Below are 18,432 nucleotides of genomic sequence, written 5' to 3'. Positions count from 1 at the left end.
GCGGAATCATTTATTCCACCAACACGCGTAAGGCCGGTGCTTGCCCGCGTACGTACCGGCTTGTGATGCTATGACCAGTTTTGCCAGATATGGGACTGGCACCGGACTGGCTCGCAGGAGCACACGAGGGGCGGCGTGGCGATGCAGGCACAGGGCACGCAGGGCAGTTCGCCCGAACCGCCCGGGGAGCCACTGACGCTGCCCAACGCGATCGAGCAGTCCCGGGTGGACGTGCGCGCACTCACCCGGGTCCTGTTCGAGCGGCTGGCCGAACTCCCGGCCGGTTCACCGGAGCACGAGCGGGTGCGCGCGGCGCTGATCGAGGTCAACCTGCCGCTGGTCCGCTACGCGGCGGCGCGCTTCCGCGGCCGGAACGAGCCGATGGAGGACGTCGTCCAGGTCGGCACCATCGGGCTGATCAACGCCATCGACCGGTTCGACCTCGGCCGCGGCGTCCAGTTCCCCACCTACGCGCTGCCGACCATCCTCGGCGAGATCAAGCGCTACTTCCGCGACAACGTCCGCACCATGCACGTACCGCGGCGGCTGCAGGAGTTGTGGGTCCAGGTCAGCGGCGCCATGGAGGAGCTCACGGTCGTCCACGGCCGCCAGCCCAAGGTGCCGGAGATCGCCGCGTCGCTGCGGATCCCCGAGGAGGACGTGCGCGCCTGCCTGGACGCCGGCCGCGCCTACAACGCCACCTCGCTGGAGGCGCAGCAGGAGCACGACGGCGGACTGGCCCTGCTCGACCGGCTCGGCTACGAGGACTCCGCCCTCACCCATGTGGAGCATCGGGACATGGTCCGACATCTGCTGGTCCAGCTCCCGGACCGGGAGCGACAGATCGTGATGTTGCGCTTCTTCGGCAACCTGACGCAGTCGCAGATCTCCACCGAGCTCGGCATGTCGCAGATGCACGTCTCCCGTTTGCTCGCACGGATCTTCGCCCGTCTGCGGAGCGGCAACCACTGGGAGATCTGAGCCGACGGGCCGTCAACGCCCCGGTCGCTGTGTGTAATCGACGGTCCGTCAATTGCACTAATTGTCGGACAAATCAAAGCATCCGCTTGCTCGTGACAGCGGGTTTCCACTCCGTGACATCTGGCCCCCGCGGGGTTTGCCGGGGTTGCTGCGCCGGTATCCCAGTGGAGGTACGGAGTCGTCGCCATGTCGACTCATCGATGGCAGGTACGCCGAGCTGCATTGCGAGTCGGCTGAGCTGAAGGGGGTACGAGCGTGTCTGATGCTCGCGTCCACAGCGCTGTGGTCCTCCCCGCCCCACGGGCGGCCGGCGCGGAGGAGGACGGGCTCGACACCCGCACCCTCTCGCGCTCACTCTTTCTGCGGTTCGCGGAACTGGACCCGGCGCACCCGGACTACGCCTACGTCCGCAACACGCTGATCGAGCTGAACCTGCCGCTCGTCCGCTATGCGGCCGCGCGCTTTCGCAGCCGCAACGAGCCCATGGAGGACATCGTCCAGGTCGGCACCATCGGCCTGATCAAGGCGATCGACCGCTTCGACTCCGAACGCGGCGTGGAGTTCCCGACCTTCGCGATGCCGACGATCATCGGCGAGATCAAGCGCTTCTTCCGCGACACCAGCTGGTCGGTCCGCGTCCCGCGCCGTCTGCAGGAGCTGCGGCTGGCGCTGACCAAGGCGGGCGACGAGCTCTCCCAGCGGCTGGACCGCTCCCCCACCGTCGCCGAGCTGGCCCAGTGCCTCGGCGTCAGCGAGGAGGACGTCGTCGAGGGCCTGGCCGTCGGCAACGCCTACACGGCGTCCTCCCTGGACAGCGCGCCCGCCGAGGAGGACGGCGAGGGCCCGCTGGCCGAGCGCCTGGGCTACGAGGACGCGGCGATGGAGGGCGTCGAGTACCGCGAGTCCCTCAAGCCCCTGCTGGCCCGGCTGCCCGCCCGGGAGCGGCGGATCATCATGCTCCGGTTCTTCGGGAACATGACGCAGTCCCAGATCGGCGAGGAGATCGGCATCTCGCAGATGCACGTCTCCCGGCTTCTGACGCGGACGCTGTCCACCCTCCGGGAGGGCCTGATCTCGGAGGGCTAGGCGCATGGTCCGGGGGGCGCGGAGGCCCTGGGGCGCGAGGTTTTGGGGGCGGGAGGCTCTGGGGGAGTGCGACTTCACCCTCGGCTGAACGCAGTGACCTCGCGTACCGCGTCGGCGACGGCCGGGTAGTCCTTCTTGAGGATGGCGCCGTGGTTGCTGGCGACCTTCGTGGTGGTGATGTTCGGGTTGCGGGTGGTCACCGCGTCGAGGCCGGTGCGGATGCGTTCCTGCTCGTCGCCCTTGCTGCCGAAGGACGAGCCCGAGGCGATGACGTAGCGCGCGGGGACGGTGATGTCGTCGAGTACCGGGCCGAGTTCGCGGGTGCGGGAGAGCCGGCCGAGCTCGATGTTGCTCTCCGCCTGCTGTGCGGCGGTCATCCGCGGGGTCAGGCCGGTGGGGCGCAGCAGGGGGGTGAACCAGCCCATGCGCCGGAAGAGCTTACGGATCCGCTGCTCCATGGCCTCGTCCAGCCAGTCGTAGGGGTAGGCGCCGTCGACCATGACGGCCCCCAGGGCCCGGTCGGGGTTGCGGTGGGCCCAGTGGGCGGCGACGAGCGCGCCGTAGGACCAGCCCACGACCACCGCGCGGTCCACGCCTCGGGCGGCGAGGACCGCGTCGACGTCGCGGACCGCGGCCTCGAAGGAGTAGTCGGCGGAGCGCTGCGACTTCTTGCCGCGGGCCCGCTCGTCGAAGGTGATGTGCCGCCACCCGGTGCCCAGTTCGGCGAGGACGCTCCGCCAGTAGCCCTGCGTGGCGAACTGGCCGTTGAGGTAGACCACCGGAATGCCGGGGCCACCGGTGTCGGTGACCGCCAGGGCCGTGTCGTCGACCGGCACCATGCCGGTCCACGGCGAGGCGGCGGAGGTGTTCTGGGGCGTGCTGTTCGCAGTCATGTGGTCCCCCTTGGGCACGTCGGACAAGTCGGTCCGGGCGGTTGAGCTGGGCGGTTGAGCTGGGCGGTTGAGGCGAGCGGTTGAGCTGAGCGGGTTGAGGTGGGCGGGCGGCCGGGTCAGTGGCGACGTCGAGGTTCGCTGTCGCGACCGACCCGGCCGGACGGCCCTGGTTGTGCTCTTCGGTGCCGTGGGATCACAGGCTGCGGGCGGTGATGTCGCCGTGGCCGGTGGTGGCACGGATGTCGAGCTCGGTGGTGCCGGTGTTCTTGAGGGCGTTGCCGACGCGGCCGTGACCGGTGCGGGCGTCCAGGGAGGCGGAGACGCCGGCCGCGGCGTTGACGGTGATGTCACCCATCTGCGTGGTGAGCTGGACCGTGCCGCGCAGGGCCTCACCGATCGTCACGTCTCCCCGGTTGGTGCTGATCTGCGCCGGGCCGCCCAGGCGGCCGACCTCGACGTCGCCGTCGACCGCGGTCAGGCGCACGCTCGCCGCCTCGTCGATCTTGATCTGCCGGTAGGCGCCCTCGAAGACCACGTCGCCCAGGCGGCCGACGCCGCGCAGCTCGCAGGAGCCGGTCTTGGCCTCGATGCGGGAGCCGGTGGGCAGTTGGACGGTGACCTCGACGGATCCGGAGGGGCCGAAGTACTGGTTCTTGGGTTCCGCGGTGCGGATCCGCAGGACGCCGTCGGCGTACTCGACCGTGGTCTGCTCGGCCGCCTTGACGTCGCGGCTCTTGTCGGGGTTGGCGGGCCGGACCTCGACGGTGGTGTCGGTGCGGTCGGCGGCGATGAGCTGGATGCGGCCGGCGGCGATCTCCAGGACGGTGTCGACCGGGGCTGCGGTGGCGAACTTCTGCATCGTTCTCTCCTGTGTGTTTGCTGCGCTGCTTGTTTCTTACATCGAGAACGCTACGTTGCGTTCATAGATATGGCAACAAGGAAGTTGCGTACTATCCGTGTTCCTGCTGGCAGTTGGCACTATTTCGTTGCAGCGAGCCAATATCTAACGCAATGACAGGCGCGGCTGATCGTTGCATTGGATGAAGAGTGAACGCTATGCTGACGGCGTCGGACATCGACGCAGCAGAGAGGGAGGTCCCGCATGTCGGGAGGCAGGCTCACCCAGCAGGAACGCCAGCAGATCGCGCTGGGCCTGGCCGACGACCTCCCCTACGCGGAGATCGCCCGACGCCTGGACCGCCCCACCTCGACCATCACCCGCGAGGTCGACCGCAACGGCGGCCCCACCGCCTACCGCGCCGACCTGGCCCACCGCGCCACCGAACACCGCGCCCGCCGCCGCAAGCCCACCGCGCCCCAGGGACACGGAGCGCAGACCCACGGGCGCGACGACCAAGCGCTGCGCGAGTACGAGGAGACCTTCACCACCCTGATGATGAGTCAGGGTCTGCCGAAGATGACGGCCCGCGTGCTGACCTGCCTGTTCATCGCCGACACCGGCAGTCTGACCGCGTCCGAACTCGCCCAGCGGCTCCAGGTCAGCCCAGGCTCCGTCTCCAAGGCCGTCGCGTTCCTCGAAGGCCAGGGCCTCATCCGCCGCGAACGCGACGAACGCCGCCGCGAGCGCTACACCGTCGACGAGGACGTCTGGTACCAGTCCACGATCGCGGGCGCCCACGGCATCGCCCAGGTCGCCCGCACCGCACGCCAGGGCGTCACCGTCCTGGGCCGCGACACCCCCGCCGCCGCCCGCCTGGAGAACATCGCCCGCTTCAGCGACTACATCAGCGAGACCATGCTCCGCGCCGCCGAACAGGTCCGCGACATCCTCCACACCAAACCAGAGGCAACCGCTGAGGATCGGCCGGCCTGACTTCCTCGCGCGCTCGCGTGCTCCCGCCCTCGCGCGCGAAACGCTCAGGCGAGGAGGTTCTTCCGCAGGCCCTCGAGGTCCGCCTCGGTGAGGCCCAGCCCCTCGGCAAGGAACTCGCCGAAGCTCGGCCAGCCCGCCTCGACGGCGGCGAACGACGCGTCGAGGTAGCGGCGGTCCGCGCGCATGATCGGGAGCATCAGCTCGGGCTCGCGCATGATCCCCTGGGTTCCCATGGTGACGAGGATCCGGTCGATCAGCTCCGCCGTGCGTGCGTTCGTCAGCAGGTAGTCCTCGTAGACCGCCTCCCGGTCCACCCCGAGTGCGGTGAGCACGATGGCCGCCGTCCAGCCGGTGCGGTCCTTGCCCGCCGTGCAGTGGAAGAAGACCGGTACCCGCTCCGGGTGGCACAGCGCCTTGACCGTGGCGGCGAAGCGCGCCCGGATCTCCGGCTCGTCGACGAACCAGCGGTACATGTCGATCATCAGGCGCTCCGCGCCGCCGTCCGCCAGCAGCGCGTGCTGCTGCTCCGCGTTCTTGCCGGCCAGGCTGTCCCGGAGGGCGCCGTAGATGTCGTGGTCGGTCGCGTAGACCGGCTGGGGCTCGAGCTCCGCACCGGAGGGGATGCGGTCGGCGCCGTTCTCGGCGACCTCGTTGCCGCCGCGAAGGTCGATCACCGTGCGGACGCCGAGCGACTCCAGGACGGCTATGTCCTCGTCCGTCGCGCGGTGCAGCGCGTCGCCGCGCAGGGCGACGCCGGAGCGGACCGTGCGGCCCTCGGCGGTGCGGTATCCGCCCAGGTCACGGGCGTTCACCGCCCCCTGCAGGCCCAGGCTGCGACCGGGAGCGCGGTCGGGAGTGCGGTCAGCGACGCGGTCCTGGTCGATCACGTGGGCTCCTCAGCGCGGTCTCGGGCGGGCTCGGACGTGCGTTCGCCAGTCTAGGCCGGTGCCGAGCAGGGCCAACGGTGACTCTTCTCATCTGATGACCCATCAGTAAACTGGGCCATCGGACGGACCCGGACTCCTGGGGCCGGACTCCAGGGGAGGGTGACCGACGATGGCGCGTCCCGTGACCGGCCTGCTCGTCGGCCGCATACTCGTCGGCGGGCTGCTGGGAGCCTCCCTGCTGGGGCTCACCGCCTGCGCCGCCGACCGAGGCGGCAGCATCGCCGTCGGAGGCGGCGCGCCCGCACCGGTCGCGTCCACGCCGTCCGGCAAGGGTGTGCTGTTCGTGCCCCTGGACCCGTCGACGTCCCCGGGCGGCACCACCGGCAACGGCGCAGGCACCACTCAGTCCGGCGACGGCACGGGCGGCACGTCGAACAGCAGCTCCGGCGGCACCACGGGAGGCGCCGGAACCACGGGGGCCACCGGCGCACCAGGCACGTCGGGCTCGCCCGACGGCGCAGTGCCGACGACCGTCCCACCCGCCGGTGGCGGCTCGGGCAACGGACGTTCGGGCGGGAGCACGCCACCGCCCGGCGGCACGCCGTCCGCGCCGCCCCCCTCGTCCACGCCGCAGACGCCGGCCAGCCTCGCGGTCACCAAGCTGACCACCGCGGCGACCGCCGACCGGTGGTGCCAGCAGGTGACCCTGCAGCTGGTGAACAGCGGCGGCCGGACCGCACCCGTGTCTGGCACGACGGTCACGTTCGCCACCCACGTCATCGGCCTGCTGGGGATCGACTGGTGGACCTACCAGACCAGCCAGGCGCTGTCCGCGCCCGTCCCCGGGCACGCCACGGTCAACGAGACCTGGACCGTCTGCCTGGACTCGTGGCGCGTCCCGGCCGGCATGCACCTGGACACCGAGGCGGCCACGCTCAGCTGACCTCGTAGTGACGTCGCAGTGACGTCGAAGCCGGTCGACCTCGAAGTCGGTCGACCTGGCGGACGACTGATCCGCTCGTGCGGGTGACTACTTCATCGCCAAGTAGACGACACCGGCCACGACGACCAGAGCGATGATCACGGTCAGCGTGATCACGCCGGTACGACGGCCCTCGCTCGGCGCCGTCGGCGGCTGCACGGCGGGCTCGTCGACGAAGGCGCGGAACATCTGCGTGCTCGCGGCGCTGTCCTCGTTGGCAGGCGGGAAGTTCTGGTAGTTCGACATGGGGCCTGACTCTAGCCAATCCGACCCGGAACCTGGACCCCCGTCTGTCCCAGATCTGTAATAGCCGCCCGGCTGAGGGAACCGGTGGGAACGTCCGGCGGACGACGCGTGGACGAGCAGGGGACGTACTGCAGAAGTGCCGTGGACGAGCGGCCCTTACGAGTCCGCACGGTGCATCGGAGGTCTGGACCAATCCTTGGCTCCGCCGTAGGGTTCCGTGCGTGCCGATACTCGAACTCCTCCGCGAGGACCGGCTGCTGGCCGTCCTGCGCGGTTCCGATGCCGACGTGCTGGTGTCCTGCGCGTCCGTGCTCGCCGACTCCGGCGTACGAGTGGTGGAACTCACTCTCTCCAGCCCGGCCGGACTCGACGCGTTGCGTCGGTGCACCGCCGAGCTCGCGGGCGACGTGCTGCTCGGTGCGGGCACCGTCCTCGACGCCGGGCAGGCCCGCGCGGCCGTCGACGCGGGTGCACGCTACCTGGTCACCCCCGGCGTCGCGGAGGGAGTGCTGGCGGTCGGGCAGGCGCTGGGCGTACCGGTGCTGTGCGGGGCGCTGACCCCGACCGAGGTGATGACGGCGGTGCGGTTGGGCGCGGCCGCGGTCAAGGTCTTCCCGATCAGCGCCATGGGCGGGCCGCGCTACCTGCGCGATCTGCGCGCGCCGTTCCCCGGGACCGAGTTCATCGCCATCGGCGGCGTGGGACTGACCGACGTACCGCAGTACCTGGACGCGGGCGCGCTGGCGGTCGGCGTCGGTTCGCCGTTGCTCGGGACAGCGGCCGAGGACACCGGCTGGGAGGCCCAGGACGGCCTGGCCCGCCGCGCCCGCGACTACCTCACGGCCGCACGACCCCGCGCGGCGCGGCGATGAGCGGCGCGGCGATGAGCGGCGCGGCGATGAGCGACGCGGCAATGAGCGGCGCGGCAACCCCGGTCCCCGGACCGCGCCTGGTGACGGTCGGCGAGGCGATGGCCGCGCTCACCACCCCCGGTGTCGGGCCGCTGCGGCAGGCGCGTTCGCTGGACCTGTCGATCGCCGGGGCGGAGTCGAACGTCGCCATCGGCGTCCGGCGGCTGGGCCATACCGCGGCGTGGGTCGGCCGGGTGGGCGCGGACGAGTTCGGTGCGCTGGTGCTGGAGCGGCTGCGCGCGGAGGGCGTCGACGTCACCGGCGCGCGCCGCGATCCGGACGCGCCGACCGGGCTGCTGGTCAAGGAGTTCCGCACGCCCGACGTGACCCGGGTCCAGTACTACCGCACCGGGTCGGCGGGATCGCGGCTGCGTCCCGACGACATCCCGACGGCGCTGGTCGCCGGCGCCGACGTGCTCCACATCACGGGCATCACCCCGCTGCTCTCCGCCGACGCGGCCGACGCCGTCGCGCACGCGGTCGGCCTGGCGGCGGCGGCCGGGACGGCGGTGTCGCTGGACGTCAACCACCGGGTCGCGCTGGGCAGCGCTTCGCTGCTCCGGGAGCTGCTGCTCCCGTTGCTGCCTCAGGTCCGCTACCTGTTCGCGGGCGAGGAGGAGTTGGAGCTGCTGGACGGCGCCGAGAAGTCGGCCGTCGGCGCGGACATCGTGGTCAAGCGCGGCAGCCGAGGTGCCGTCGTCCACCCGGCGGGTGGGGCGGAGCCGCTGTCGCATCCGGCGCTCCCGGTCCGGGCCGTGGACGCGGTCGGCGCGGGAGACGCGTTCGTCGCCGGGTACCTCGCAGCGGTCCTGGACGGCGGCGGCCCGGAGGACCGGCTCGCCCTGGCCTGCCGCACCGGCGCGTTCGCGGTCACCGTCCCCAGCGACTGGGCCGGCCTGCCGACCCGCGACGAGCTCCCCCTGCTCGACGCCGCAGCGGGGACCACGCTGCGCTGAGCGGCCCGTTGTCCGGGAGAGCGGTCAACTCATGCCTTCTGCCTGCCGCTTGTCGCCGGCCACGTCGTCACCGGCCTGACGCTGTACGCGACCCTGAACGTCGAGTGGCTGCACGTGGGCCGGCCGTTGGCCGCCGCCACCGCGCTCGCCTGCGGCCTCGCCGCCGGGCCGGGATTCGTCGCGGACGTCACCCGGCAGTACACGGGGGTCGTCCTGGCCACGCGAGGCAGGCTGCCGTGGCGTCTCGTCGGGTTCCTGCGCTGGTCCCACGGCGTCGGTCTGCTGCGGTCGGCAGGCACGGTGTACCAGATCCGCCACGACGAGCTGCTGGACTGGCTCCGCGGCTGAGCGGGGCCGACGGCCGCACCACTCGGCCACGTAAGCGCAGCTCAACGCCGTCAAACCAAGATCGTCAAATGTCACGCGCGTGACATTTGACGATCTTGGTCCATTTCGGGAATCAGGCGTCGCCGCCATGGAGTTACACCTCTACATGACCTTCTCCCGCACCACGCTCGGCAGTTCCGACCTCTCCGTCTTCCCGCTCGCCCTCGGCGGCAACGTCTTCGGCTGGAGCGCCGACCAGGAGCAGTCCTTCGCCGTCCTCGACGCCTACACCGCCGCAGGCGGCAACTTCATCGACACCGCCGACCTCTACTCGGCCTGGGCCCCGGGCAACTCCGGTGGTGAGTCCGAGACCGTGATCGGCGCCTGGCTGGCCGCCCGCGACAACCGCGACGAGATCGTGCTGGCCACCAAGGTCGGCGCGCACCCGGAGTTCAAGGGCCTCAAGGCGGAGAACATCAAGGCCGCCACCGAGCAGTCGCTCAAGCGTCTCGGCATCGAGCGGATCGACCTGCTCTACACGCACTTCGACGACGAGACCACGCCGGTCGAGGAGATCATGACCGCCCTCGACAAGCTGGTCCGGCAGGGCAAGGTCCGCCAGATCGCGGCGTCCAACATCTCGCCCGCGCGTCTGCGCGCCTCGCTGGAGTTCGCCAAGGCCGAGGGCCTGGCCTCCTACGTCGCGCTGCAGCCGCACTACAACCTGGTCTCCCGGGACACCTACGAGGGCGAACTGGCCGCCGTGGCCACCGAGTATGGGCTCTCCGCCGTCCCCTACTTCGCACTGGCCTCCGGCTTCCTGACGGGCAAGTACCGCACCGACGGCCCGGCCGTCGACAGCGTCCGGGCCGGAGGCGCGGCCAAGCACCTGGAGACCGAGCAGGGCCGGAAGGTCCTGGCCGCGCTGGACGCGGTCGCCGCTGCGCACGGCGTCGCACAGGCCACGGTCGCGCTGGCGTGGCTGGCCGCCCAGCCGACGGTCGCCGCGCCGATCGCCTCGGCCCGCACGGTCGAGCAGCTGCCCGCCCTGGTCTCGTTCCCGGAGCTGACGCTGACCGCCGACGAGTTGGCCGCGCTGACCGCAGCGTCGGCCTGACCCGGAGGTCCCGCCCCGTGCAGATCCGCCCGCTGACACCCGAGCTGCTCGCCGAGGAGTTGGCGGAGCGGATCGACGCGCTGGGCGCCTCGGGCACCGCGTCCCGGCAGGACGGCGGCACGCCGTCCTGGCTGCGGGTGGCTGTCGACGGTGCGGACGCCGCGCGTCCCGGAGAGCTGGCGGACGCGCTGGTCGAGCCGCTGCGGCTGCGCGGTCGGCCGGTGCGGCGGATCCGGGCGCGGGACTTCCTGCGTCCGGCCTCGCTGCGCTTCGAGTTCGGCCACCGGGACCCCGACGCCTACCTGGACCGCTGGCTGGACACGGGCGCGCTCTTCCGCGAGGTCTTCGACCCGACCGAGCCGGGCGCCACCGGTGAGGTCCTGCCGTCCCTGTGGGATCCGGTCGCCGACCGGGCCACCCGCGCCGCCCGGGTCGCGCTGCCGCCGGGCGGCGTGGTGCTGCTGGACGGGCCGATGCTGCTGGGCCGCTGGTTCCCGCTGGACCTGGCGGTCCATCTGCGGCTCTCCGCCGCCGCGTTGGAGCGGCGGACCGCCCCCGACGAGCACTGGACCCTGCCCGCCCTGGCCCGCTACGACGCGGAGGTCCAGCCGGAACAGGCCGCGGACATGACGGTGCGGGCCGACGATCCTCGTCGACCCGCACTCGTGGTCAGGGCGTGATGTTACTGCTTGGGCAGGCTCATCGCGGGCTGCCGCTGCTCGGCCAGTTCGACCGTGCAGAAGGAGCAACGGGTGGCAGCGGCCGGGATGGAGCTGAGGCACTCGGGGCAGTCCTTCTTCGGCGCCTCGACGTCCTCGGACTTGGGGGTGAACCGTTCCGTCAGCTTGTTCACCGGCAGCACCACGCAGAAGTAAATGACCCCTGCGACGATCACGAAGCTGATGAACGCCGAGACGAAAGCGCCGTACGGGAAGGTGACCGACCCGACCTGGAACGTCGCCTTGCTGTAGTCACCGGACTGCTTGGTGACCATGCCGATGATCGGCGACAGGAAGGCCGTGACGAAGCTCGTCACCACCGCGGTGAACGCTGCACCAATGACGATACCGACGGCCAGATCGACCACATTGCCGCGGAGGAGAAACTTCCGGAAACCCTTCATGGCGCGTCACCGTACCACTCGACCGTGACCGGACAGGGGCGCCCGGACACGGTCGAGTGATCCATACTTGCCATCAATGCGGCATTTGTTCGGTCTGTCAGACCATTTCCGATTCCGCCGCCGCAGCCTGGGCCTGGATGCCGGACACCTTGCGGAGCGGCACCTCCTTGATGATCAGCGTCAGCAGGAACGCGACCACCGCGATGATCGAGGCCAGCAGGAACACCAGGTGCATCGAGTCCGCGAAGCCCATCTTGAACGGCGCGGCCAGCGCGTCGGGCAGCTTCTGGATGAACGAGGAGTCACTCAGCACCGAGGACGAGCTGGCACCGTCCAGCGCGTGCGGGTTCTGCGCCATCGCGTGCTGGAAGGCCGGGGTGGCCTTGGCCGCCGTGAAGGCCGAGCTGATCCTGCCGCCGACCGTGCTGAACAGCACCGAGAGGAAGACCGCGGTGCCGACGGTCGAGCCGAGCTGACGGAAGAAGGTCGACGAGGCCGTCGCCACACCCATGTCCTGCGGCGGGACCGCGTTCTGCACCGCCAGCGTCAGCGTCTGCATCACGCCGCCGAGCCCGACGCCGAAGAGCGCCATGAAGACCATGGTCTCGCCGAGACTGGTGTTCCACTGCACCTCGAAGTGGAAGAGCAGCATCGCGACGATCATGACGCCGGTGCCGACCACCGGGAAGATCTTGTAGTGCCCGGTCCGGGCGATCAGTCGGCCGACGACGATCGAGGTGACCATCATGCCGAGCATCAGCGGCAGCATCAGCAGACCGGACTTGGTCGGGCTGGCGCCCTTCACGATCTGCAGGTACTGCGGGATCATCAGCATCCCGCCGAACATCGCCATGCCGGTGAGCACGGACAGCAGGCTGGTCTGACTGAAGACCTTGTTGGAGAACAGGCGCATCGGGATCAGCGCCGCGTCGCCCATCCGGCGCTCGACGAGGATCCAGGTGAGCGTGCCGACGGCGCCGATGCCGTAGCAGGCCAGCGACTTGGCGGAGAACCAACCCCAGCTCTGCCCCTGCTCGGCGACGAGCAGAAGCGGCACCACGCCGATGGCGATGGTCACCGCGCCCCACCAGTCGATGCGCTGCTCGCGGCGGTTGTGGGGAACGTTGAGCACCTTGGAGACCACGAACAGCGCGACCAGGCCGATCGGCACGTTGACCAGGAAGACCCAGCGCCAGCCGCTGATCCCGAGGATGCTGCTCTGACCGGCGAGGAAGCCGCCGACCAGCGGGCCGAGCACCGTCGAGGTGGCGAAGACCGACAGGATGTAGCCCTGGTAGCGGGCCCGCTCACGCGGGGGCACGATGTCGCCGATGATTGCCAGGGCGAGCGACATCAGACCACCGGCGCCGATGCCCTGGAAGGCGCGGAAGCCGGCCAGCTCGATCATCGAGGTCGAGAAGGTGCAGGCGATCGAACCGACCACGAAGATGCTGATCGCGGCGAGGAAGAACGGCTTGCGTCCGTAGATGTCGGAGAGCTTGCCGTAGAGCGGCGTCGCGATGGTCGAGGTGATCAGGTAGGCGGTGGTGGTCCACGCCTGCTCGCTCAGACCGTGCAGGTCGTCGGCGATGGTCCGGATCGCGGTGCTGACGATGGTCTGGTCGAGCGAGGCCAGGAACATGCCCATCATCAGACCGGACAGGATCGTCAGGATCTGGCGATGGGTCAGGCCGTTCTTGGCGGCGTCGTCGGGTATGGACCGCTCTGGTGCCGCGGCCGTACTGCTGTTGCTCACTGGGCTGCTCCCTGGGCTCCCTGGGCTCCGGCAGAGCTGGTCGCGGGGTGCGCGCTCGCGTGCTGCTGGCCATGGTGCGAGTGATGGTGCTGGGGGTGGTGCTGGGCAAAGTACTCGTCGTGGTGACGGCCGAAGTCGTCGTTCAGGCGGGTGAAGAGGCGCACCAGTTCGTGGCGGTCCTCCCCCGGCCACTCCTGGAGCATCCCGGCCAGCTCGTCGTTGCGCTGGTCCCGGTACCCCTCGAAGGCCGCCAGTCCCTCGGGCGAGACCGACAGCACGACGCCGCGGCGGTCCTCCGGGTCGGGCGTGCGCTCCACCAGGCCGCGGTCCACGAGCGAGCGGATCTGGCGGCTGACGGTGGAGAGGTCCAGATAGGTCTCGGCAGCAAGATCGGTGGCGCGCTTGGGTCCGCAGCGCACCAGCGTGGCGAGCAGCAGGCGGTCGCCGCCCTGCTCGTCGCGCGAGCGGTGCTTCCAGGCGGCGATCAGACGGAAGAACCGTCCGAGCTGCTCACCGAGCTGCGCCGCGGCCTCGTCGGCGGTGGCGGTCTGTGGCGCGGCCATGCCGACCCCCTTCTTCTGCTCTGCTGCTCCGCCGGGGCGGCGGGGCCGTCTTCATAGTTGCTTGTTCCTAGCAACTAAATGTACTCCACATCTGTCTGTTCGGAAACCGAATAAGCCAAAGGATCAACGTCTGCCACCACGGCGCGTTGTGTCCCTCAGTGCCCAACCGTCGCACCGGTGTGTTGCACGTCTGTGTCATGTCTTGTGTCATCTCTGACATCTACGACCGGGGCGTCCCCGGTCCCCTCTACCGTGGGCCCGCACGAACCTGATGACTCCCTCACACCCCTCTGGAGGGTTCTCCATGGTTCCACCCGTGCGCCGCCTGCTGGCGGTAGTCGTCGGCGGCCTCACCCTGGCCGTTCCGAGCGCAGGCATCGGCGCGGGCACCGCCGCGTCGGCGGCCGGCCCGGCCGCGTATCCCCTGCTCCGGCCGACGGTCGCCGAGTACACGCAGATGACCACCGGCACCACCCCGCCGACGCAGGCCCAGTGCTCCTCGGCCGGGCGCCGCTGCTTCGACCCGGCGTCCGTCCACGCCGCGTACAACACCGGCCCGCTCACCGCGGCCGGCTACGACGGGCACGGGATGACCATCGCCATCGTCGACTCCTACGGCAGCGACACCATTGCCCACGACCTGCACGTCTACGACCAGGCCTTCGGCGTCGCGCCGATGTGCGGCGAGGAGACCATCGCCTGCGCCTCCGGGATGCCGAGCTTCGGTGAGCTCCATCTCCAGGGCGCGCCCGCGACCGTCGCCCCGCCGCCGCAGAGCAACGGCACCGGCCAGGAGGACAAGGCCGGTTGGGACCTGGAGGTCTCCCTCGACGTCGAGACCGCCCACGCCATGGCCCCCGGCGCGAACATCCTGCTGGTGACCACGCCGAACTCGGAGACCCTCGGCGTCCAGGGCATGCCGCAGATGATGGCGGCCGAGGACTACGTGGTGCAGCACCACCTGGCCAACGTGATCTCGCAGTCCTTCGCCTCCGCGGAGGGCGCGTTCAGCAGCACGGCCGCGCTGCAGAACCTGCGCTACGCCTTCCAGGACGCAGCCGCGGGCGGCGTCACCGTGCTCGGCTCCTCCGGGGACAACGGGACCTCCGACTCGACCAAGAGCCCGGTGAAGAAGGGCGGCACGCCGATCCCCTACCCGTCGGTGGAGTGGCCCGCCTCCGACCCGCTGGTCACCGGCGTCGGCGGTACCTACCTCTGCACGGACGCGACCGCCACCAGCGGACGCACCGTCGACAGCACCAGCAACCCGGCCGCCTGCCAGACCAACGCCGGTCAGGCGGAGGTCGGTTGGACCGACTCCGGCGGCGGCTACAGCCAGATCTTCAGCCGCCCGGCCTACCAGGACGCCCTCCCGGCAGGCAGCACGGCGATCGGCGCGATGCGCGGCGTCCCCGACATCTCGCTCCAGGCCAGCGCCTCCACCGGCGGGCTGGTCTACGTCTCCCTCCCGCCGGACGGCAGCAGCGGCCTGAGCTGTGGCTCCACGCCGTGCAGCACCGGCTGGTACGACATCGGCGGCACCTCGCTCTCCTGCCCGCAGTGGGCGGGCCTGGTCGCCATCGCGGACCAGATCAACGGCGGCGGGCTGGGCCCGATCAACCCAGCGCTCTACAAGGTCGCCGCGAACCCGACGCAGTACGCGGCCGACTTCAACGACATCACCGTCGGCAACAACACCACCAGCTCCACCGTCCCGGGCTACCCGGCGTCGACCGGCTGGGACCCGGTCACCGGCCTCGGCACCCCGAACGCGGCCCTGCTGCTGCCCGACCTGGTGGCTGCCGCCCACTGACGGAGGCTCACTTCTCCGTCGAGTCCCTCTCCCCGTTCCTTCCACCCCCCGCGCGCCCCCGGCCTCCCCTCGGCCGGGGGCGCGCACCACGCCCGGACGCGGCGCGCGCCGAGACTGTCAGGTGCCCGCCGTCAGACGGACGCCTGCCGTTCCTCACCCGCGTAGAGCGCTGTCAGCCGCGGCAGGCGGCGGCGCATCTCACCGAGATCGTCGAAGTCGAAGTTCCATGCCTGGTCCAGCTCCGGGTAGCGCACGCTGAACGAACCCGGCGGCAACTCCTCACCCGTCGCGGCGAGATACGCCCGCCAGGCGATGCCCAGCGCCTCCTCGCCGGCCAGATCCTCCCGGCGGCGCGCAGCGGCCTGCACCGCAGGGAGCCGCGCCAGCGTGTCCGGCTCCGCGACGACCCGCTCGAACATCTCCCGCCCCTGCAGGATCAGCCACCCACGGAAGTAGTCGAACCCGTCGTCGGAACACCCACCATTGATCAGATACGCCGCCGCCCACAGCGGGCTCCGGTACGACTCCGCCATCAGCGACCACAACTCCCGCTGCGCCGCGACTATCTCCCCCACGCCGCGATCGGCCAACAACCGCGTCGCCGCCCCCGCGACCTCCTCCACTCCCGCGCCGGCCACCCACGCCCGCGCCTCCTCGATGAGCTGCCACCACGCTTCCCGCGACTCCATATCCGGAGCATGGCACGCACCACTGACAACTCCGGGCGCGGCGGAAGCAGGGGCGCGGTCAGCTTCCGCAGGCGCACTCGGCGGCGGCGGGCGGCTGCGTCGTCTGGCTGGTGCAGCAGCCGGCGGCGATCGGGAGCGGGGTCTTGCCCAGGTTGTCCGCGTCGGCCTTGACGACGTAGACCTCCCACGGTTCCCGGCCGGGGCCGTGCACCCAGACCTTGTCCTGGAGGGCGTAGCAGCACGAGGTGTCGTTCTCCTCGAAGGTGGCGAGGCCGGCGTCCTTGAGGCGGGTGGTGGCCGCGGTGACGTCGGCGGTGGTGGCGACCTCGACGCCCAGGTGGTCGAGGCGGGTCTGCTGGCCCGGCTCTCCCTCGATCAGGACGAGCTTGAGCGGCGGTTCGGCGATGGCGAAGTTCGCGTAGCCGGGGCGGCGCTTGGCGGGCTCGGTGCCGAACAGCTGGGAGTAGAACGCCACCGACGCGTCGAGGTCGGCGACGTTGAGGGCGAGCTGGACGCGGGACATGGCGGACCTCCACGGTCGTGAGCAGTCTGGGATCAGCTTGTTTCGACAGCCGTCGATACAGCCGAGCTTGCCTCGCTGGATCGATGGATGTCAACATAGACACATGTCGAATTCAGAGCTGACGGTCGTCGACCCGGACCAGGACGCGGGCGTCTGCTGCTCGCCGATGGTCCGCGAGCCGCTGGACGAGGTGGCCGCCGTCGACCTGGCCCACATGTTCAAGGCCCTGTCGGACCCGATCCGGCTGCGGCTGCTGTCGCTGATCGCGTCCTTCGCGGGCGGCGAGGCCTGCGTCTGCGAACTGACCGGACCGTTCGACGTCTCCCAGCCCACCATCTCCCACCACCTGAAGGTGCTGCGCGAAGCCGGTCTGGTCGGCAGCGAGCGGCGCGGGACCTGGGTCTACTACTGGGTGCTGCCTGCTGCCCTGGCCAAACTCTCCAGCCTGCTCCAGGCTCCTGCGGACACTCCGCCGACCGCGGACGGCAGCGCGAGATGACAGCTCCCGCCTCTCTCGCCCGTCGGGCTGCCGCCGAAGCCGTCGGGACCGGCGTGCTCGTCGCCGTCGTGATCGGTTCGGGCATCCAGGCCACCGAGCTGACCCCGGACGTCGGCCTGCAACTGCTGGCGAACTGCCTGGCGACCGTCTTCGGCCTCGCCGTGCTGATCGCGTTGATCGGCCCGGTCTCCGGGGCGCACTTCAACCCCGCTGTCACGCTTGCCGCTTGGTGGCACGGCCGTCGCGACGGGTCCGGCCCCGACCTGCGTGAGGTCGGCGTCTACGCACTCGCGCAGACCGCCGGAGCGATCGGCGGTGCCGTGCTCGCCAACGCGATGTTCGCCGAGCCGCTCGTGGCGTGGTCGACGCACCACCGTTCGGCGGGGCACCTCTGGCTCGCCGAGGGAGTGGCGACCGCCGGGTTGGTCTGGCTGATCTTCGGCCTCGGCCGCACCGGTCGCGACCGCTTCGCGCCGCTCGCGGTGGCGGCGTGGATCGGCGCTGCCTACTGGTTCACCTCCTCCACCAGCTTCGCCAACCCGGCCGTGACCGTCGGGCGGATGTTCAGCAACACCTTCGCCGGGATCGCGCCCGCGTCCGCCCCGGCCTTCGTCGCAGCCCAACTCGTCGGCGCCGCCGTCGGCCTGGCCCTGGTGGGCGTGGTGTTCGGCCGCCGCGAGCCCGCCGCTCCCGGCCCCGCAGCGACGCCCGCAGCGCCTGGGGACGAGCGCGAACTCGCCCACTCCCAGCGATAACCCACTCCCACCGCTAGTCCCCGCTAGCCCCCGCTCCCGGAATCGAGACGTCCCGTGCGCCAGCAACGCCCGACCGTGCTCTTCGTCTGCGTACACAACGCAGGCCGGTCGCAGATGGCCGCCGCCTTCCTCGCGCACCTCGCCGGTGACCGGGCGGAGGTGCTGTCGGCCGGTTCCGCGCCCGCCGACGCGGTCAATCCCGCCGTGGTCGAGGCCATGGCCGAGGTGGGCATCGACCTCTCCGCCAGGCGGCCGAAGGTTCTCACCACCGAGGCCGTGCAGGCCTCCGACGTCGTGATCACCATGGGCTGCGGGGACGCCTGCCCGGTCTTCCCAGGCAAGCGCTACCTGGACTGGAAGCTCGACGATCCGGCGGGCCGGGGCGTGGCCGCCGTCCGCCCCATCCGGGACGAGATCGAGCGGCGCATCCGCGGCCTGCTCACCGAGCTCGGCGTCGCGGGGTAGCACGCCGCGCAGCCTCCGAAAACTGC

General features: G+C 70.8%; 22 protein-coding genes. 13 read left to right on the top strand and 9 right to left on the bottom strand.

The window, feature by feature from the left end; all coding sequences use genetic code 11:
- Window positions 1-141: 141 nt before the first annotated feature.
- Together ABH928_RS12355 and ABH928_RS12350 are read left to right on the top strand one after the other, a co-directional pair.
- Window positions 142-981 (top strand): RNA polymerase sigma factor SigF, encoded by an 840-nt coding sequence (locus ABH928_RS12355; protein ID WP_370065537.1) that lies wholly within the window; start codon window positions 142-144, stop codon window positions 979-981.
- Window positions 982-1,263: 282 nt separating this feature from the next.
- A complete protein-coding gene (locus ABH928_RS12350) occupies window positions 1,264-2,067 on the top strand; it encodes an RNA polymerase sigma factor SigF (protein WP_370065535.1) in 804 nt (267 codons plus the stop codon).
- Between the two features lie 74 nt (window positions 2,068-2,141).
- Here the strand turns inward: ABH928_RS12350 and ABH928_RS12345 are convergent, their stop codons facing one another.
- Window positions 2,142-2,960, bottom strand: coding sequence for an alpha/beta fold hydrolase (locus ABH928_RS12345; protein WP_370065293.1), 819 nt, complete (start codon window positions 2,958-2,960; stop codon window positions 2,142-2,144).
- Window positions 2,961-3,153: 193 nt separating this feature from the next.
- On the bottom strand, window positions 3,154-3,819 hold the full coding sequence (locus tag ABH928_RS12340; protein ID WP_370065291.1) for a DUF4097 family beta strand repeat-containing protein: 666 nt from the start codon (window positions 3,817-3,819) through the stop codon (window positions 3,154-3,156).
- Window positions 3,820-4,062: 243 nt separating this feature from the next.
- Here ABH928_RS12340 and ABH928_RS12335 point away from each other — a divergent pair, with 243 nt between their 5' ends.
- Entirely contained in the window at window positions 4,063-4,794 is a 732-nt protein-coding gene (locus ABH928_RS12335; protein WP_370065289.1) for a helix-turn-helix domain-containing protein, read from the top strand.
- 44 nt (window positions 4,795-4,838) lie between these two features.
- On the opposite strand, the gene ABH928_RS12330 is transcribed toward ABH928_RS12335, so the two are convergent.
- On the bottom strand, window positions 4,839-5,681 hold the full coding sequence (locus tag ABH928_RS12330; RefSeq protein WP_370065287.1) for a tyrosine-protein phosphatase: 843 nt from the start codon (window positions 5,679-5,681) through the stop codon (window positions 4,839-4,841).
- A gap of 169 nt (window positions 5,682-5,850) precedes the next feature.
- Between ABH928_RS12330 and ABH928_RS12325 the strand changes: the two genes are divergently transcribed.
- On the top strand, window positions 5,851-6,624 hold the full coding sequence (locus ABH928_RS12325; protein ID WP_370065285.1) for a hypothetical protein: 774 nt from the start codon (window positions 5,851-5,853) through the stop codon (window positions 6,622-6,624).
- Window positions 6,625-6,711: 87 nt separating this feature from the next.
- Here the strand turns inward: ABH928_RS12325 and ABH928_RS12320 are convergent, their stop codons facing one another.
- On the bottom strand, window positions 6,712-6,909 hold the full coding sequence (locus ABH928_RS12320) for a hypothetical protein (RefSeq protein ID WP_370065283.1): 198 nt from the start codon (window positions 6,907-6,909) through the stop codon (window positions 6,712-6,714).
- Between the two features lie 221 nt (window positions 6,910-7,130).
- Between ABH928_RS12320 and ABH928_RS12315 the strand changes: the two genes are divergently transcribed.
- The 5 genes from ABH928_RS12315 to ABH928_RS12295 all read left to right on the top strand — a co-directional run bounded on the left by ABH928_RS12315 (window position 7,131) and on the right by ABH928_RS12295 (window position 10,900).
- Window positions 7,131-7,781: a bifunctional 4-hydroxy-2-oxoglutarate aldolase/2-dehydro-3-deoxy-phosphogluconate aldolase gene (locus tag ABH928_RS12315; RefSeq protein ID WP_370065281.1), complete on the top strand. Its 651-nt coding sequence runs from the start codon at window positions 7,131-7,133 to the stop codon at window positions 7,779-7,781.
- A complete protein-coding gene (locus ABH928_RS12310; protein ID WP_370065279.1) occupies window positions 7,778-8,776 on the top strand; it encodes a sugar kinase in 999 nt (332 codons plus the stop codon). Before ABH928_RS12315 ends, ABH928_RS12310 begins: the two co-directional genes overlap by 4 nt.
- 114 nt (window positions 8,777-8,890) lie before the next feature.
- The gene (locus ABH928_RS12305) at window positions 8,891-9,124 is read left to right on the top strand and encodes a hypothetical protein (RefSeq protein ID WP_370065277.1); all 234 of its coding nucleotides are present in this window, start codon (window positions 8,891-8,893) and stop codon (window positions 9,122-9,124) included.
- A 127-nt stretch (window positions 9,125-9,251) separates the two neighbouring features.
- On the top strand, window positions 9,252-10,220 hold the full coding sequence (locus ABH928_RS12300) for an aldo/keto reductase (protein WP_370065275.1): 969 nt from the start codon (window positions 9,252-9,254) through the stop codon (window positions 10,218-10,220).
- Between the two features lie 17 nt (window positions 10,221-10,237).
- Entirely contained in the window at window positions 10,238-10,900 is a 663-nt protein-coding gene (locus ABH928_RS12295) for a uridine kinase (protein ID WP_370065273.1), read from the top strand.
- Between the two features lie 2 nt (window positions 10,901-10,902).
- On the opposite strand, the gene mscL is transcribed toward ABH928_RS12295, so the two are convergent.
- The 3 genes from mscL to ABH928_RS12280 form a co-directional block, all read right to left on the bottom strand.
- Window positions 10,903-11,343, bottom strand: a complete 441-nt coding sequence (gene mscL / locus ABH928_RS12290; RefSeq protein ID WP_370065271.1) for a large conductance mechanosensitive channel protein MscL — start codon at window positions 11,341-11,343, stop codon at window positions 10,903-10,905.
- Window positions 11,344-11,440: 97 nt separating this feature from the next.
- Window positions 11,441-12,994: an MDR family MFS transporter gene (locus ABH928_RS12285; protein WP_370065533.1), complete on the bottom strand. Its 1,554-nt coding sequence runs from the start codon at window positions 12,992-12,994 to the stop codon at window positions 11,441-11,443.
- Window positions 12,995-13,095: 101 nt separating this feature from the next.
- Window positions 13,096-13,662, bottom strand: coding sequence for a MarR family winged helix-turn-helix transcriptional regulator (locus ABH928_RS12280; protein ID WP_370065269.1), 567 nt, complete (start codon window positions 13,660-13,662; stop codon window positions 13,096-13,098).
- 304 nt (window positions 13,663-13,966) lie between these two features.
- Between ABH928_RS12280 and ABH928_RS12275 the strand changes: the two genes are divergently transcribed.
- The gene (locus ABH928_RS12275) at window positions 13,967-15,475 is read left to right on the top strand and encodes a hypothetical protein (RefSeq protein WP_370065267.1); all 1,509 of its coding nucleotides are present in this window, start codon (window positions 13,967-13,969) and stop codon (window positions 15,473-15,475) included.
- 131 nt (window positions 15,476-15,606) lie between these two features.
- Here the strand turns inward: ABH928_RS12275 and ABH928_RS12270 are convergent, their stop codons facing one another.
- A complete protein-coding gene (locus tag ABH928_RS12270) occupies window positions 15,607-16,164 on the bottom strand; it encodes a DUF4240 domain-containing protein (RefSeq protein WP_370065265.1) in 558 nt (185 codons plus the stop codon).
- A gap of 58 nt (window positions 16,165-16,222) precedes the next feature.
- Window positions 16,223-16,687: an ArsI/CadI family heavy metal resistance metalloenzyme gene (locus ABH928_RS12265; protein WP_370065263.1), complete on the bottom strand. Its 465-nt coding sequence runs from the start codon at window positions 16,685-16,687 to the stop codon at window positions 16,223-16,225.
- Window positions 16,688-16,790: 103 nt separating this feature from the next.
- Here ABH928_RS12265 and ABH928_RS12260 point away from each other — a divergent pair, with 103 nt between their 5' ends.
- Genes ABH928_RS12260 through ABH928_RS12250 form a run of 3 tightly spaced genes read left to right on the top strand, consistent with a single transcriptional unit; the run spans window position 16,791 to window position 18,406 of the window.
- Window positions 16,791-17,186, top strand: a complete 396-nt coding sequence (locus tag ABH928_RS12260) for an ArsR/SmtB family transcription factor (protein WP_370065261.1) — start codon at window positions 16,791-16,793, stop codon at window positions 17,184-17,186.
- On the top strand, window positions 17,183-17,941 hold the full coding sequence (locus tag ABH928_RS12255; RefSeq protein ID WP_370065259.1) for an aquaporin: 759 nt from the start codon (window positions 17,183-17,185) through the stop codon (window positions 17,939-17,941). The genes ABH928_RS12260 and ABH928_RS12255 overlap by 4 nt, the downstream gene beginning before the upstream one ends.
- Window positions 17,942-17,995: 54 nt before the next feature.
- Window positions 17,996-18,406, top strand: coding sequence for an arsenate reductase ArsC (locus ABH928_RS12250; protein ID WP_370065257.1), 411 nt, complete (start codon window positions 17,996-17,998; stop codon window positions 18,404-18,406).
- Window positions 18,407-18,432: the final 26 nt, after the last annotated feature.

It is taken from the genome of Streptacidiphilus sp. MAP5-3, assembly GCF_041262505.1.
In the GTDB taxonomy this organism is placed as follows: Bacteria; Actinomycetota; Actinomycetes; order Streptomycetales; family Streptomycetaceae; genus Streptacidiphilus.
The sequence above is the reverse complement of the archived record's forward strand: the minus strand, read 5'-3'. Positions and strand labels throughout refer to the sequence as shown.

Bases quoted from the DNA above. Each gene is read 5' to 3' on its own strand.
- ABH928_RS12275 (WP_370065267.1), top strand. From the start codon at position 13,967: ATGGTTCCACCCGTGCGCCGCCTGCTGGCGGTAGTCGTCGGCGGCCTC.
- ABH928_RS12355 (WP_370065537.1), top strand. From the start codon at position 142: ATGCAGGCACAGGGCACGCAGGGCAGTTCGCCCGAACCGCCCGGGGAG.
- ABH928_RS12340 (WP_370065291.1), bottom strand. From the start codon at position 3,819: ATGCAGAAGTTCGCCACCGCAGCCCCGGTCGACACCGTCCTGGAGATC.
- ABH928_RS12270 (WP_370065265.1), bottom strand. From the start codon at position 16,164: ATGGAGTCGCGGGAAGCGTGGTGGCAGCTCATCGAGGAGGCGCGGGCG.
- ABH928_RS12285 (WP_370065533.1), bottom strand. From the start codon at position 12,994: ATGATGGGCATGTTCCTGGCCTCGCTCGACCAGACCATCGTCAGCACC.
- ABH928_RS12325 (WP_370065285.1), top strand. From the start codon at position 5,851: ATGGCGCGTCCCGTGACCGGCCTGCTCGTCGGCCGCATACTCGTCGGC.
- ABH928_RS12310 (WP_370065279.1), top strand. From the start codon at position 7,778: ATGAGCGGCGCGGCGATGAGCGGCGCGGCGATGAGCGACGCGGCAATG.
- ABH928_RS12335 (WP_370065289.1), top strand. From the start codon at position 4,063: ATGTCGGGAGGCAGGCTCACCCAGCAGGAACGCCAGCAGATCGCGCTG.
- ABH928_RS12300 (WP_370065275.1), top strand. From the start codon at position 9,252: ATGGAGTTACACCTCTACATGACCTTCTCCCGCACCACGCTCGGCAGT.
- ABH928_RS12265 (WP_370065263.1), bottom strand. From the start codon at position 16,687: ATGTCCCGCGTCCAGCTCGCCCTCAACGTCGCCGACCTCGACGCGTCG.
- ABH928_RS12280 (WP_370065269.1), bottom strand. From the start codon at position 13,662: ATGGCCGCGCCACAGACCGCCACCGCCGACGAGGCCGCGGCGCAGCTC.
- ABH928_RS12345 (WP_370065293.1), bottom strand. From the start codon at position 2,960: ATGACTGCGAACAGCACGCCCCAGAACACCTCCGCCGCCTCGCCGTGG.
- ABH928_RS12260 (WP_370065261.1), top strand. From the start codon at position 16,791: ATGTCGAATTCAGAGCTGACGGTCGTCGACCCGGACCAGGACGCGGGC.
- ABH928_RS12255 (WP_370065259.1), top strand. From the start codon at position 17,183: ATGACAGCTCCCGCCTCTCTCGCCCGTCGGGCTGCCGCCGAAGCCGTC.
- mscL (WP_370065271.1), bottom strand. From the start codon at position 11,343: ATGAAGGGTTTCCGGAAGTTTCTCCTCCGCGGCAATGTGGTCGATCTG.
- ABH928_RS12320 (WP_370065283.1), bottom strand. From the start codon at position 6,909: ATGTCGAACTACCAGAACTTCCCGCCTGCCAACGAGGACAGCGCCGCG.